The organism is Heyndrickxia shackletonii (genome assembly GCF_001420715.1).
Classification (GTDB): Bacteria; Bacillota; Bacilli; order Bacillales; family Bacillaceae_C; genus Margalitia; species Margalitia shackletonii.
Map to the genome: position 1 here is coordinate 1,993,503 of NZ_LJJC01000004.1, position 12,728 is coordinate 2,006,230.

At 35.4% G+C, this 12,728-nt stretch carries 16 protein-coding genes; 15 read left to right on the forward strand and 1 reads right to left on the reverse strand.

What is annotated here, in order from left to right:
- Positions 1 to 183: 183 nt before the first annotated feature.
- The 10 genes from AN964_RS09485 to AN964_RS09530 all read left to right on the forward strand — a co-directional run bounded on the left by AN964_RS09485 (position 184) and on the right by AN964_RS09530 (position 7,998).
- The gene (locus AN964_RS09485; RefSeq protein ID WP_152982366.1) at positions 184 to 861 is read left to right on the forward strand and encodes a hypothetical protein; all 678 of its coding nucleotides are present in this window, start codon (positions 184 to 186) and stop codon (positions 859 to 861) included.
- A 25-nt stretch (positions 862 to 886) separates the two neighbouring features.
- The gene (locus tag AN964_RS09490; protein WP_055741199.1) at positions 887 to 2,149 is read left to right on the forward strand and encodes a tetratricopeptide repeat protein; all 1,263 of its coding nucleotides are present in this window, start codon (positions 887 to 889) and stop codon (positions 2,147 to 2,149) included.
- A 186-nt stretch (positions 2,150 to 2,335) separates the two neighbouring features.
- The gene (locus tag AN964_RS09495; RefSeq protein WP_055739447.1) at positions 2,336 to 2,875 is read left to right on the forward strand and encodes a ReoY family proteolytic degradation factor; all 540 of its coding nucleotides are present in this window, start codon (positions 2,336 to 2,338) and stop codon (positions 2,873 to 2,875) included.
- A 117-nt stretch (positions 2,876 to 2,992) separates the two neighbouring features.
- Positions 2,993 to 3,454 (forward strand): YpiF family protein, encoded by a 462-nt coding sequence (locus tag AN964_RS09500; protein ID WP_055739448.1) that lies wholly within the window; start codon positions 2,993 to 2,995, stop codon positions 3,452 to 3,454.
- A 228-nt stretch (positions 3,455 to 3,682) separates the two neighbouring features.
- Entirely contained in the window at positions 3,683 to 4,192 is a 510-nt protein-coding gene (locus tag AN964_RS09505; RefSeq protein WP_055739449.1) for a QcrA and Rieske domain-containing protein, read from the forward strand.
- A 14-nt stretch (positions 4,193 to 4,206) separates the two neighbouring features.
- The gene (gene qcrB / locus AN964_RS09510; protein WP_055739450.1) at positions 4,207 to 4,881 is read left to right on the forward strand and encodes a menaquinol-cytochrome c reductase cytochrome b subunit; all 675 of its coding nucleotides are present in this window, start codon (positions 4,207 to 4,209) and stop codon (positions 4,879 to 4,881) included.
- Positions 4,882 to 4,932: 51 nt separating this feature from the next.
- Positions 4,933 to 5,706, forward strand: coding sequence for a menaquinol-cytochrome c reductase cytochrome b/c subunit (locus tag AN964_RS09515; RefSeq protein ID WP_055739451.1), 774 nt, complete (start codon positions 4,933 to 4,935; stop codon positions 5,704 to 5,706).
- Positions 5,707 to 5,790: 84 nt separating this feature from the next.
- Entirely contained in the window at positions 5,791 to 6,387 is a 597-nt protein-coding gene (gene lhaT / locus AN964_RS09520) for a lipoprotein heptaprenylglyceryl N-acetyltransferase LhaT (protein WP_055739452.1), read from the forward strand.
- 75 nt (positions 6,388 to 6,462) lie between these two features.
- Positions 6,463 to 7,257, forward strand: coding sequence for a sporulation protein YpjB (ypjB, locus tag AN964_RS09525; RefSeq protein ID WP_055739453.1), 795 nt, complete (start codon positions 6,463 to 6,465; stop codon positions 7,255 to 7,257).
- 57 nt (positions 7,258 to 7,314) lie between these two features.
- The gene (locus tag AN964_RS09530) at positions 7,315 to 7,998 is read left to right on the forward strand and encodes a zinc metallopeptidase (protein WP_055739454.1); all 684 of its coding nucleotides are present in this window, start codon (positions 7,315 to 7,317) and stop codon (positions 7,996 to 7,998) included.
- A 199-nt stretch (positions 7,999 to 8,197) separates the two neighbouring features.
- Here the strand turns inward: AN964_RS09530 and AN964_RS09535 are convergent, their stop codons facing one another.
- Positions 8,198 to 9,070 (reverse strand): YitT family protein, encoded by an 873-nt coding sequence (locus AN964_RS09535; protein WP_055739455.1) that lies wholly within the window; start codon positions 9,068 to 9,070, stop codon positions 8,198 to 8,200.
- A gap of 202 nt (positions 9,071 to 9,272) precedes the next feature.
- On the opposite strand from AN964_RS09535, the gene AN964_RS09540 reads away from it, so the two are divergent.
- The 5 genes from AN964_RS09540 to bshA are packed head-to-tail and all read left to right on the forward strand — an operon-like array spanning position 9,273 to position 12,718.
- Entirely contained in the window at positions 9,273 to 9,581 is a 309-nt protein-coding gene (locus AN964_RS09540) for a nucleotide pyrophosphohydrolase (RefSeq protein WP_083489433.1), read from the forward strand.
- Positions 9,582 to 9,621: 40 nt separating this feature from the next.
- A complete protein-coding gene (dapB, locus tag AN964_RS09545; RefSeq protein WP_055739457.1) occupies positions 9,622 to 10,422 on the forward strand; it encodes a 4-hydroxy-tetrahydrodipicolinate reductase in 801 nt (266 codons plus the stop codon).
- A 24-nt stretch (positions 10,423 to 10,446) separates the two neighbouring features.
- Positions 10,447 to 10,854: a methylglyoxal synthase gene (gene mgsA, locus AN964_RS09550; RefSeq protein WP_055739458.1), complete on the forward strand. Its 408-nt coding sequence runs from the start codon at positions 10,447 to 10,449 to the stop codon at positions 10,852 to 10,854.
- Complete coding sequence (bshB1, locus tag AN964_RS09555) at positions 10,851 to 11,570, forward strand: bacillithiol biosynthesis deacetylase BshB1 (protein ID WP_055739459.1); 720 nt, start codon at positions 10,851 to 10,853, stop codon at positions 11,568 to 11,570. Before mgsA ends, bshB1 begins: the two co-directional genes overlap by 4 nt.
- Entirely contained in the window at positions 11,555 to 12,718 is a 1,164-nt protein-coding gene (bshA, locus tag AN964_RS09560) for an N-acetyl-alpha-D-glucosaminyl L-malate synthase BshA (RefSeq protein ID WP_055739460.1), read from the forward strand. The genes bshB1 and bshA overlap by 16 nt, the downstream gene beginning before the upstream one ends.
- The last annotated feature ends 10 nt before the right edge of the window (positions 12,719 to 12,728 follow it).

Here is a 12,728-nt window from a genome sequence, read left to right on the forward strand (position 1 = left end):
GCAAATATAGAAATGGAGAATAGGGAAAAAGTAACTTCATTACTGATAAAAGATAACAAAATCTATTCTATGAAGGATTCTTTTAAAAGAAATAATTATATAAGGATGAATCTTTCAGAGTTTATTATGACTCCGACACATGTTATGGCCGACCTGAATGCTCCTCCTTCCGGTTTTCAAGAGATGAAACAATATTTTATAGATAATTTTTTATTAAAGGGAACGGGTACCATAATTAGTGCTTTTTCCATTCAGTTTGAAAATCAATTTGAAGATGAATTGAGAAAAAAAAGAACCTCTCTAATAAACAGTCCGATTGATTATGTCATTGCTGTTAAACTTCCTCTAGGGAAAATCTCCACAACCATTATTAGAAAATGCAAAAGAAATAAAATTCCTATTATTTTTGTTGAATTGAACGGCTTTGAGGATTTAATTGAAAAGCCATGGGGATGGATTAAGGAAGCAATGTTCCCTTATAATCCAATACTAGTTCCGATTTTTACTTCGCAACAAAAAGCTAAAAAAAATTTGTTAAAAATATGGAATGAAATATTGGACAAAGAAAAGATTCCGCATATTTTCGATGAAATTCCCGAAAAAACTCCAATCGAGCTAAAAAATTTGAAAAAATTTGGTGTGTTCCCGAAAAGAGGAGATTTAAGCATTGGGAGCGAAATAAATTATAACTTATATTTTAAAGCTAATAAAGTTGATGAACGAGGCTTAATTCATTATGATAAAGATAAGTTAGCAGTTATGGTCCAAAAAGGGCAAATCACAACTTCTTGTCATGAGGTTATTTATCGACCAGGCTTTGGAGAAGAACTTATGATTGAAAGTACTTCTCTTTTTGTATAATTTTGTGTTTGGAAAGGGTAATATTATGTCAAATGTACAGCAAATGTTAAAACATATAGAAGAAGGGAATATGAATCAAGCTGAAAAGTATTTGAAAAGTATTAAAGAGACAGGAACAGATGAAGAAATATTTACTTCTGCAGAGGAACTTCATCAATTAGGATTTCTTCTTGAAGCAAAGGAGCTTTATGAACAATTGATACAATCTTATCCTGATGAAGGAGAGCTTAAGATATTATTATCTGAGGTTTATTTAGATTTAGATCAAGAGGACGAAGCAATTTTTCAACTCGATACCATAATGGAAACAGATCCCGATTATCCGCGGGCATTACTTTTATTAGCTGATTTATATCAAATGCAAGGACTTATAGAGGTAAGCGAGCGGAAATTGCAGGAAGCCAAGGAAATACTTCCTGATGAACCAATTATTGATTTTGCATTGGGTGAACTTTATTCAGCCAGCGGTAATTACGTAGATGCAATAAAATATTATAGAACTGTCCTTAATCAAGGGCATGAAACCATTGCGGGAAATAATATTCACGGTCGACTAGCTGAAGTACTTAGTTCTGCAGGTGAATTTGAAGAAGCTTTACCGCATTATGATCAAGCGCTAGAGGAACATTTGGAAATTAATACGTTATTTGGCTTTGGCTTTACCGCTTATAAAGCTGGGCATTATAGAAAGGCTATTGAAATATTTTTAAAACTGAAGGATATAGATCCGGAATTCCATTCGCTTTACCTTTATTTAGGCAGAGCTTATGAGCAAGAAGAAGATGTAAAACAGGCATTAGAAACTGTTAAAGCAGGATTAAAAGTAGATGAATTTAATAAGGAACTATATCAATTTGGAGGCAAAATCGCTTTAAAAAGCGGTGAAGAGGCTTTAGCGGAAGATTATTTTAGAAATGCGTTAGCCCTTGATCCCGGATATATTGATGCTGCTATTACATTAAATAAATTATTATTGCATCAAAAACGATTTGAAGATGTTCTAGAAATATCAAAACAAATAGAAAAAGAGGGTGATCCTGACCCGAGTATATATTGGGATATGGCAATCGCTTATCAACATATAGAACAATATTCACAGGCATTAAAATATTATGAACTCGCATATAATGATTTAAAGAATAACCTTGAATTCCTTGAAGAATATGGATATTTCCTTATTGAGGAAGGAAAGAGAGATGAAGCGGCGCAAATTTTTCACAGCCTATTGAAAGAAGACCCGACCAACGAAGAATGGATTTTGCTTTTGGAACGTTTTGAAAATGAGTAAGGATATTTTTTAATCTTTGTTTATTTTATATGGGGATAATTTTATTTCACCTAAGAGATAAACATCCTTTCAAGAAAAGTTGCCAAAAACGTTATCCCGTTAGGATTTTTTGGATTGAAAAACAGATCTTATGCGACAAAAATAAAAATTAATGGACTATACTAATTATGCAGAGGAGGGATTCCTTTGGCTGCAACTCCTGTATCTGTCAACGAGAAGAAGGATTTTATTCGCTGGTTTTTAAATCATTATCAATTAAAGAGAAGAGAATCAGTGTGGATCTTGAATTATTTAATGAGTCATGACCAATTGATGGAGAAGGTCCATTTCGTAGAGGAAGCACAGTATTGTCCAAGAGGCCTTATCATGTCCACCCATTGTGTCGATTTAGTCCCGTTTCGATTTTATAAAGAAAATATCATGACTACAGATGCGGAAAAATCATTTCATGATATTCGGTTAAACCGCGATGAAGATATTTATATTCAATTAAATTTTAAAGATGCCAACATTTCTTATCACTATGCTGCTGTTTTAGAAGAAAATCCATTCATGCCTAAATTATTAAGAATTAATGATGAAGATAGGAGACTTGCCGAAAAATTTCTGGAGCGAAGCATTAAAAGCTTTCAAAAAGAAAAAATCTTGAAAGAAATTGATGATGCCTTAGATAGAAATGATTTGGAAACATTTTTAGAATTAACAGAGCAGCTAAAAAAACTATAAAAGAACCATCCTCTTGTGTTTTGCAAGAGGATTTTTTATTTTATTTCAATACATTTAAATAAAAAATATTGCATGATATGATAGATTTGCAGGAAAACTATGTATAGGAGTGTTTATATGAATTGGAATGGAAAAGATGTAGAACTCTATTTAAAGGAAAAGCAATTTATCGATACTGCCATTGTACCACTTCTTCCAGTTTCATTCGGAGAAAATTTAAAACAATCAGCATCTCAAGGAGAGTTCATAACTTTATTAACACTCCATCTTGAAAGACAGTTTAGAGGAAGAATGCTCTTATTTCCACCATTAACGTATTTATCGGAATCAGAAAACATGAAAAAGCTAAACTTATTACAGGAATGGGAGGTTAAATTAAAGGAGAACGAATTTTCGCACGTGTTTTATATTACCTCTGATCCTTTTTGGAGGGATAGAAATGAGTCTTTCCCGGATAATGTGATATGGCTTCCATCAATACCTTTAGAAAGTATGGAGGAACAATTTAAACATTCCATTTTAGAGGACCAAGTAAAACAATTAATAAATATTATAGTGCAAAAATGGCAAAATATATAATGAAGCTTCTATTTGTGAAATAATAACTATTTTTTTCTCACTAATACGTAAAATAGGACAAAATTGGCATGGAAAAATTCGATTTTCCGTCACATTGTTGTCATCTTTTGCTAATGGAAGTTATTGACCTTCTATTATGTTTGATATATCATGGTTATGTCCTAGATTGTATTTGTGCGATAATTATGTCCATTGGACTTACCTTACTGCTAGAGGGGGGAAAAAGGGATGAGCAAGAATCCTGTATCAAGACGTCAGTTTCTTAGCTATACACTTACTGGTGTAGGTGGTTTTATGGCTGCTGGAATTTTGATGCCGATGGTGCGATTTGCAGTAGATCCAGTGCTAAAAACTGAAGCTGGTGGCGATTATCATGCTACGAAGCTAAAAGTAAGCGATTTAACGGATCAGCCACAAAAGATTGACTTTACATACGAACAAGTTGATGCTTGGTATAAGTCAAATGTTACTCAAACTGCTTGGGTATATAAAGACAGCAAGGGAGATATTGTTGCTTTATCACCTATTTGTAAGCATTTAGGCTGTACTGTAAACTGGAATGCAAATAAAGATCATCCAAATCAATTCTATTGTCCTTGTCATGGTGGTCGTTATGAGAAAAATGGTAAAAACGTACCAGGCACACCACCTGCCAAACCGTTGGATACATATCCAACAAAAGTAAAAGACGGTTATCTATATTTAGGTAAACCAGAAGCAAATGTTTTCGTTAAATAAAGGAGGCGTAATTCGTGCTTAATAAACTATATGATTGGGTTGACGAGCGATTAGATATTACGCCTTTGTGGCGGGATATTGCTGATCATGAAGTACCAGAACATGTAAACCCTGCACATCATTTTAGCGCATTTGTTTATTGTTTTGGAGGATTAACATTTTTTGTTACAGTCATCCAAATATTATCTGGTATGTTTTTAACAATGTACTATGTACCAGATATTAAAAACGCTTGGGAATCGGTATATTATCTTCAAAATGAAGTTGCTTTCGGACAAATTGTTCGTGGTATGCATCATTGGGGCGCAAGTCTAGTAATTGTAATGATTTTCTTACATACGTTACGTGTATTCTTCCAAGGAGCATACAAAAAACCGCGTGAACTTAACTGGATCGTCGGAGTACTTATATTCTTTGTTATGATGGGTCTTGGATTTACAGGTTACTTACTGCCTTGGGATATGAAAGCGTTATTCGCAACGAAGGTAGGTCTTCAAATTGCGGATTCTGTTCCTTTAATTGGACCTTATGCAAAAATTTTATTATCTGGTCACCCTGATATCGTAGGTGCACAAACATTAACTCGTTTCTTTGCCATTCACGTATTTTTCTTGCCTGGAGTGTTAATGGCTTTAATGGCAGCACACTTCTTAATGATTCGTAAACAAGGTATTTCAGGACCGTTGTAAATTTTCGCGTAATTAAAAACTGACAGATATTTAACAAAGGAGGGGGACTAAATGCATCGTGGAAAAGGGATGAAGTTTGTTGGCGACTCCCGTGTTGCTGCTCCGTCTCACCGCAAGCGAATGATTCCGAAAGATTATTCGGAATATCCTGGAAAAACGGAAGCCTTTTGGCCAAACTTTCTTTTAAAGGAATGGTTGGTTGGTGCCGTTTTCTTAATCGGGTTTTTATGTCTTACTGTAGCACATCCATCACCGCTTGAACGTATTGCGGATCCAACAGATACAGGTTATATACCTTTACCTGACTGGTATTTCTTATTCCTTTATCAATTACTTAAATATTCATATGCATCTGGCCCATATAGCATTATCGGTATTATTGCAATTCCTGGATTGGCATTCGGAGGTTTATTATTAGCTCCGTTTATTGATCGCGGACCAGAACGCCGACCAATGAAAAGACCATTTGCAACTGGTTTTATGTTGCTTGCTCTTGCTTCTGTCATTTATCTTACTTGGGAAGCTGCAGCTCATGAAGACTGGAAAAAAGTTCATGATCAAGGTAAGATTGTTGCTCAAGTGGAAATTGATAAGAATTCTGAAGGATATAAAATCTTTTCTAAACAAACATGTATTACTTGCCACGGAGATAAACTACAAGGCGGGGCTGCTGCACCTTCTCTAATTGATACTGGTAAGAGTCCAGCAGAAATTGAAAAAATTGCTCAGCATGGTATGGGCAAAATGCCGCCAAATCAGTTTAAAGGCTCTCCTGATGAGTTGAAAAAACTAGCGGAATTCATCGCAGGTCTTAAATCTAAATAAGTGAAATAAAAGCTGGCTAAGTGCCAGCTTTTATTTCACTTGTAAATATTTGAATTATTAAAAAGTTATATCGAGGTGCTCTTTTTGCGATTATTATTCCCTTTTTTAGCAGATCGGAGAATTTTATGGATTTTATTAATTATTAATATAGTAGGAACTATTTATGGATTCTATTGGTACAAAGGTCAACTAAGTATGACCCCAACGCAGTTTCTGCCCTTTGTTCCAGATAGCCCAACTGCAAGCTTATTTTTTGTATTCGTATTAATAGCTTTAATATTTGGTAAGAACTGGCCTTTATTTGAAGCGCTTGCAATCGTTACTTTATTTAAATATGGCATTTGGGCGGTTGTCATGAATATCCTTACGAAGATGGTAACTGGTTATTTACCTTGGGAAGGGTATATGCTGATTATTTCACATGGTGCAATGGCTATTGAGGGATTATTATATGCACCTTTCTATAGGATAAAATTACGTCATTTATTTATTGCAGCAGTTTGGACTTTACATAATGATATTATTGACTATGTGTTTATGCAATTTCCGCAATACCAAGATTTATATATATATGTCCGTGAGATAGGTTATTTCACATTTTGGTTAAGTATTTTATCATTAGCAATTACTTACTATCTATGCATAAGAAAAGATCGTCTGGAATTATCCATTAAACCTTAAGCAGTCTTTTGCTTTTTGGTCTACTCTTGTCCCATCTCTCATAAATATAGTAATAGTTTGGAGGGGGGACAAGAAATGAAACTTAAAACGATATTCCTTCTATTATCTATCATCCTTTTATCTATCCATCATGCAAAAGCAACTGCACCATTATCTATGCCTTTAAAGCAAATGGATGATGCGGCGGATGAAATATTGCAAGTAACAAAAATGAATCATTATAACGAGGCAAAACTACTGCTACAATCATTTTCGAAACAATTATCCAGATTTACCAAAAAGGAGAATTTGTTTTCCTTGGATGAAGTCCGAGTATTAAGTCTTGCCCAAAACAGGGCATTAAAAACGATTTCAAGCAGTAATGCCCTTCCGGTAGAAAAACTGAATGACGTGATTGCTTTTCGTCTTGTGGTGGATGCATTAAATTCTAAATATCAGCCATTATGGACGAATATGAAAGAGCCGATTCTTTCTGCATTTAATAGCGTTAAAGATGCAGCAAAAAACGGAGAATTTGATCAATTCCAAGCAAATTTAAACACATTTCTAACTGAGTTTTCCATTATTGAACCTAGTTTGGCTGTAGATCTTCCTAATCATCAGCTGGAAAAACTAAATGCAAAAATTACTTTTATGGATAAATATCGAGGAAGTATGGTGCAAAATCCTTCACAGCAAGAGCAGATGGAAGCACTTGGGAATGATTTGCAGCAGGTTTTTGATGATATGTCCAGGGATGAAATAGATCCACAGTTGTGGTGGGTAATTATTACAACAGGATCGATTATTATTTTCACGCTTTCTTACGTAGGCTGGAGAAAATATATAGGGCAAAAAGAAGATAGAAAACGTACTGAGCATAATGATTGACCTTTATTGTAAAATTGACTAGAATGATTAGTAATATAAAGATAATGGAGGTTGAAAATGGGGTTGTTTTTCATTTACTTCATCATTATTGCTTTAATACCAATTTGGGCACAACTAAGAGTGAAAAGTACGATGGGAAAATACTCCAAAGTTGAGTCAACTGCAGGTATGACCGGTGCACAAGTAGCAAGGAAAATTCTTGATGAAAATGGATTATATCACGTAAAAGTACTGGAACATCAAGGTTTTTTAAGTGATCATTATAATCCAATGTCTAAAACAGTAAATTTATCATCAGAAAACTATCATGGCCACTCTGTTGCAGGTGCTGCCGTCGCGGCACACGAAGTGGGGCATGCCATACAAGATAAAGAAAATTATGCAGCATTAAGGTTTCGCCATTCATTAGTTCCAATTGCAAATATCGGATCAAATGCTTCATGGATATTTTTAATGATTGGATTATTCTCCCATATCCCCAATATGTTATTGATAGGAATCATATTAATGGGGGCCGGAGTTTTGTTTCAGCTTGTAACATTACCTGTTGAATTTAATGCTTCATCAAGAGCGATGAATCAAGTGGTTGGATTGGGAATTATTAATAATCGCGAGGAACGGCAAGCAAGGAAAGTTTTAAATGCCGCTGCATTAACATATGTAGCTGCCGCTGCAGTAGCTGTTATTGAATTGCTGCGTATGGTGCTAATTTTTACAAATATGAATCGAAACGACGATTAACAAAACGGACTACACTAGTAGTCCGTTTTGTTTTAAAAAGATGAAAGTATAAGTTTTGTCTCCATCTAGTACTAGCAGCCTATCGGCTAACAGATTTCTGCGTCTAAGACATGACTTGCCCCACGTCTATGACTAGGTAGTGAAATTGGTACTTCCTATTCACTCATCCGTACGGTAGAACTGCATCACTTACGCTTATTTAATTTTCAATGGGTTCTTTATTCTCATCTAAGGTAAAACCTTCTCCCAATACATCATGTACAACGGTTACCGATACAAAGGCATGCGGATCGATAGAATTTATAATTCCTTTTAATGCGGCAATTTCATTTTTTCCGACTACACAGTATAGTACTTCTTTATCAGCCTTAGTATAAGAGCCGTGACCTTTTAGCACTGTCACACCTCTTTCCATTTCTTTTAAAATTTTATCCGCTATTTCATTATGCTTTTCGGAGATTATTAAAGTTCCTCTAGCTGTATATGCTCCCTCTTGCATGAAGTCAATCACTCTTGCACCTACGAAGACGGCAACAAGCGTATACATTGCATGACGATAATCCAAATAGGTAAGGAGTGAAAGAGTAATCACACATGCATCGAAAATAAACATTGTTCTACCCATTGCCCAGCCCTTATATTTAAAAAATAATCTTGCAATAATATCAACCCCACCAGAGGTTCCCCCATAACGGAATATAATACCTAATCCAACTCCGATAAATGCCCCAGCAAAGAGGGAAGCAAGAAATAAATCATCAGTTAGAGGAAAACTTATATGATCCCGCTGAAAAATCCATAGGAACACAGAAGTACCAACCGTACCGATGATAGTGTATAAGAAAGACTTCTTTCCGAGCATTCTCCACCCGATAATAAAAACAGGGATATTTAGAGCTAAATTCGTATAGGATGGATTTATCCCTAGTTTGGCAAGTAATATTAAAGTAATACCCGTAAAACCGCCTTCTGCCAAATGGTTTTCTATATTAAAATGAACGATACCAAAACCAAAGATGGCGGATCCTAATAATATAAACAGGATATTTTTTATTTTTAAATCAAAAATCATGCAGCAGTTCCTCCTGAATATGTAAACATAAGCTTGGCGTCCTTATTATATATAATGGAAAGAAAACTATCAAATAGATTATGAAATTGATTTAAAACATTTGTAAATAAAAAGATAATTGGCTAACATGGAAGGTGGAAAAGGTTATGATTAGAGGCAGAATATTTGATTGGGGTGCAATATCTTGAATGATCATAAAACAATGAAAGAAATGCAATCTGAAGTTGATCAATATATTAGTCAATTTAAAGAAGGATATTTTAGTCCGCTAGCCATGCTTGCAAGGTTGACTGAAGAATTAGGTGAACTTGCAAGGGAAGTGAATCATTATTATGGCGAGAAACCAAAGAAAGTAACGGAAAAAGAAAATACTGTAGAGGAAGAACTAGGAGACCTGCAGTTTGTTATAATGTGTCTGGCGAATTCCTTACATATTGATTTAGAAGAAGCCCATAATCGTGTTATGCATAAATTTAATACTAGAGATAAAGACCGTTGGACAAAGAAATAAACGTCATTTTACATATAAAAAATAGAAAAGAGAGATTAAGATGAAAAAAGTAAAAATTATTGTTGCTGGCCCAAGAGGACGCATGGGTCAAGAAGCGGTGAAAATGGTTCAAGAAACTGAGGAATTTGAATTGGTAAGTGTTCTCGATCATAAAAATGACGGAATGCTGCTTTCTGAAATTGATGGATTTTCCAACATTAATGTACCGATTTATACAAATATTGAAGAATGCTTACAAAAAAGCAATGCAGATGTTCTCGTTGATTTAACTATTCCAGAATCAGGCTATATACATACTAAAACAGCTATTCTTTACGGAGTTCGACCTGTTGTCGGTACAACGGGATTTACAAAGGAACAATTAGAGGAACTGACTGATTTGGCAGCTGAGAAGGAAATCGGTTGTATTATCGCTCCAAATTTTGCAATTGGAGCAGTTCTTATGATGAAGTTTTCTCAAATGGCATCAAAATTCTTTCCCGATGTGGAAATTATTGAACTTCATCATGATCAAAAATTGGATGCACCTTCCGGAACAGCTGTAAAAACAGCTCAAATGATATCGGAGTACAGACAAAAGAAAGAGCAGGGACATCCAAACGAAAAGGAAACCATGAGTGGAGCACGGGGAGCAAATATGGACGGAATGCATATTCATAGTGTTAGGCTGCCGGGGTTAATTGCCCATCAACAGGTATTATTCGGTGCAGACGGTCAAACATTAACAATTCGCCATGACTCCTATAACCGTGCATCCTTTATGTCAGGTGTAAAGGTTTCTATTGAGACAGTATTGAACCTTTCCACACTCGTCTACGGTCTTGAAAATATATTAGATTAACTTCAAATGAAGGGGATGGAAAAGATGGAGATTGCTTTAATTGCCCATGATAAAAAGAAAGATGATATGGTTCGATTTGTAACAGCATATAAGCATATTTTTCAGGAGCATCACTTATTTGCAACTGGAACAACTGGAAAAAGAATTACGGAAGCGACAGGGATGAGTGTGCACCGTTTCCAGTCCGGTCCATACGGAGGAGATCAAGAAATTGGTGCATTAATAGCAAAAAATCTTCTCGATTTAGTAATATTTTTTCGGGATCCATTAACTGCCCAGCCACATGAACCGGATGTATCTGCTTTAATGAGATTATGTGATGTATACTCTGTACCTTTAGCTACTAATATGGGAACAGCTGAGGTGTTAATCAGAGGCTTGGAAAAAGGTGATATAAGTTGGAGATCGATTATTAGAGGTGAAATTCAATGAGTTACAACATAGATATATTAGCATTTGGCGCCCATGCTGATGACGTTGAAATTGGTATGGGCGGATCCATTGCGAAATGGGTCCACGAAGGAAAAAAAGTAGTTATTTGCGATTTAACCAAAGCGGAACTGTCCTCGAATGGAACGGTTGAAATGAGGCAAGTGGAAGCAAAAAATGCTGCAGAAAAACTAGGTGTTAAAGAACGCCTTACTTTAAGTATACCTGATCGTGGGCTATACAAAAATGAGGATAATATCTTGAAAATTGTGGAGATTATTCGCGAGTTTAAACCGGCCATAGTATTTGCACCATACTATGAGGATCGTCATCCGGACCATGCAAATTGTTCTTATTTAGTGGAAGAGGCTTTTTTTTCTGCAGGAATACGCAAGATTAAAACACAGGGTGCCACTGCTGTACATAAGCCGAAAAGCCTTTACCACTATATGATCAATGGTTTCCATCGTCCGGACTTTGCTGTGGATATCACTGATTATATGGAAAAAAAGATTGAAAGCCTCTATGCCTATAAAAGTCAGTTTGTAGAAACAGAAGATGGGGTTAAAACACCGCTTACTGATGGATATATAGAAACGGTTCAGGCGCGTGAACGGATGTTTGGCAAGGAAGTTGGCACTACATATGCAGAAGGCTTTAAAACAAAGAAACCAATTTTACTTAATTTGGATGTGAATTCAACATGGGAAATAAATTAAAGATTGGCATCACTTGCTATCCAAGTGTTGGCGGATCTGGTGTCATAGCGACTGAATTAGGAAAACTTCTTGCAGAACGAGGACATGAAATTCATTTTATCACATCTAGTATCCCATTTAGATTAAATAAAATGTATCATAATATTTATTATCATCAAGTAGAAGTAAATCAATATGCGGTATTCCAATATCCTCCATACGATATTGCGTTGGCAAGTAAAATGGCAGAGGTCGTGAAACGGGAAAATTTACAGATTCTTCATGTTCATTATGCAATTCCACATGCTATTTGCGCCATACTTGCTAAACAAATGGCCGGAACGGATGTAAAAATAGTTACGACTCTCCACGGAACAGATATAACGGTTTTAGGATATGATCCTTCTTTAACAGATGCCATTCGATTTGGTATTGAGAAATCAGATTATGTAACCGCAGTTTCAAAAGCACTTGTCGGGCAAACCAATGAACTCATTCAACCACAAAAGGAAATTCAGACAGTTTACAATTTTATTGACGAGCGGGTATATAAAAAGGTAAATTCCAATCATTTACGCGAAGAATATGGTATATTACCGAACGAAAAGGTTATTATTCACGTATCGAACTTTCGTGCTGTCAAACGAGTACAGGATGTAGTAAAGGCATTTGCTAAAATAAGTAAATCAATACCTGCTAAGTTATTATTGGTTGGAGATGGACCAGAAATGACCGTTGTATGCAGATTAGTTAATGAATTAAACCTCTCGAACCGTGTGTTATTGTTAGGAAGACAAGACAATCTAGAGGAATTATATTCAATAAGTGATTTAAAATTATTGCTCTCATCGAAGGAAAGCTTTGGTTTAGTTGCTCTTGAAGCCATGGCTTGCGGTGTCCCTTGTATAGGAACCAATATTGGAGGAATTCCTGAAGTAATCAAGGATGGCAAGAATGGGTATATTTGTGAGGTTGGGGATATTGAAGCCATCGCTGAAAAAGCACTGTATTTATTAACAGATCCGGTTCTACATGAAGAATTTTCTCGCAATGCTGTTGCCAGCGTAAAAGAAGATTTTATGTCACGAAATATCGTGGGTGAGTACGAAGAAATTTATTATCGATTATTGCCTGGCTCTTTTCTTAAATCATCGCTGGCTTTAGAATAAAAAATTTTGT

Excerpts from the sequence above, each read along its gene's own strand:
- AN964_RS09485 (WP_152982366.1), top strand. The coding sequence starts at position 184 with ATGAAACAATATTTTATAGATAATTTTTTATTAAAGGGAACGGGTACC.
- AN964_RS09490 (WP_055741199.1), top strand. The coding sequence starts at position 887 with ATGTCAAATGTACAGCAAATGTTAAAACATATAGAAGAAGGGAATATG.
- AN964_RS09500 (WP_055739448.1), top strand. The coding sequence starts at position 2,993 with ATGAATTGGAATGGAAAAGATGTAGAACTCTATTTAAAGGAAAAGCAA.
- AN964_RS09505 (WP_055739449.1), top strand. The coding sequence starts at position 3,683 with ATGAGCAAGAATCCTGTATCAAGACGTCAGTTTCTTAGCTATACACTT.
- AN964_RS09515 (WP_055739451.1), top strand. The coding sequence starts at position 4,933 with ATGCATCGTGGAAAAGGGATGAAGTTTGTTGGCGACTCCCGTGTTGCT.
- ypjB (WP_055739453.1), top strand. The coding sequence starts at position 6,463 with ATGAAACTTAAAACGATATTCCTTCTATTATCTATCATCCTTTTATCT.
- AN964_RS09530 (WP_055739454.1), top strand. The coding sequence starts at position 7,315 with ATGGGGTTGTTTTTCATTTACTTCATCATTATTGCTTTAATACCAATT.
- AN964_RS09535 (WP_055739455.1), bottom strand. The coding sequence starts at position 9,070 with ATGATTTTTGATTTAAAAATAAAAAATATCCTGTTTATATTATTAGGA.
- AN964_RS09540 (WP_083489433.1), top strand. The coding sequence starts at position 9,273 with ATGAAAGAAATGCAATCTGAAGTTGATCAATATATTAGTCAATTTAAA.
- dapB (WP_055739457.1), top strand. The coding sequence starts at position 9,622 with ATGAAAAAAGTAAAAATTATTGTTGCTGGCCCAAGAGGACGCATGGGT.
- mgsA (WP_055739458.1), top strand. The coding sequence starts at position 10,447 with ATGGAGATTGCTTTAATTGCCCATGATAAAAAGAAAGATGATATGGTT.
- bshB1 (WP_055739459.1), top strand. The coding sequence starts at position 10,851 with ATGAGTTACAACATAGATATATTAGCATTTGGCGCCCATGCTGATGAC.
- bshA (WP_055739460.1), top strand. The coding sequence starts at position 11,555 with ATGGGAAATAAATTAAAGATTGGCATCACTTGCTATCCAAGTGTTGGC.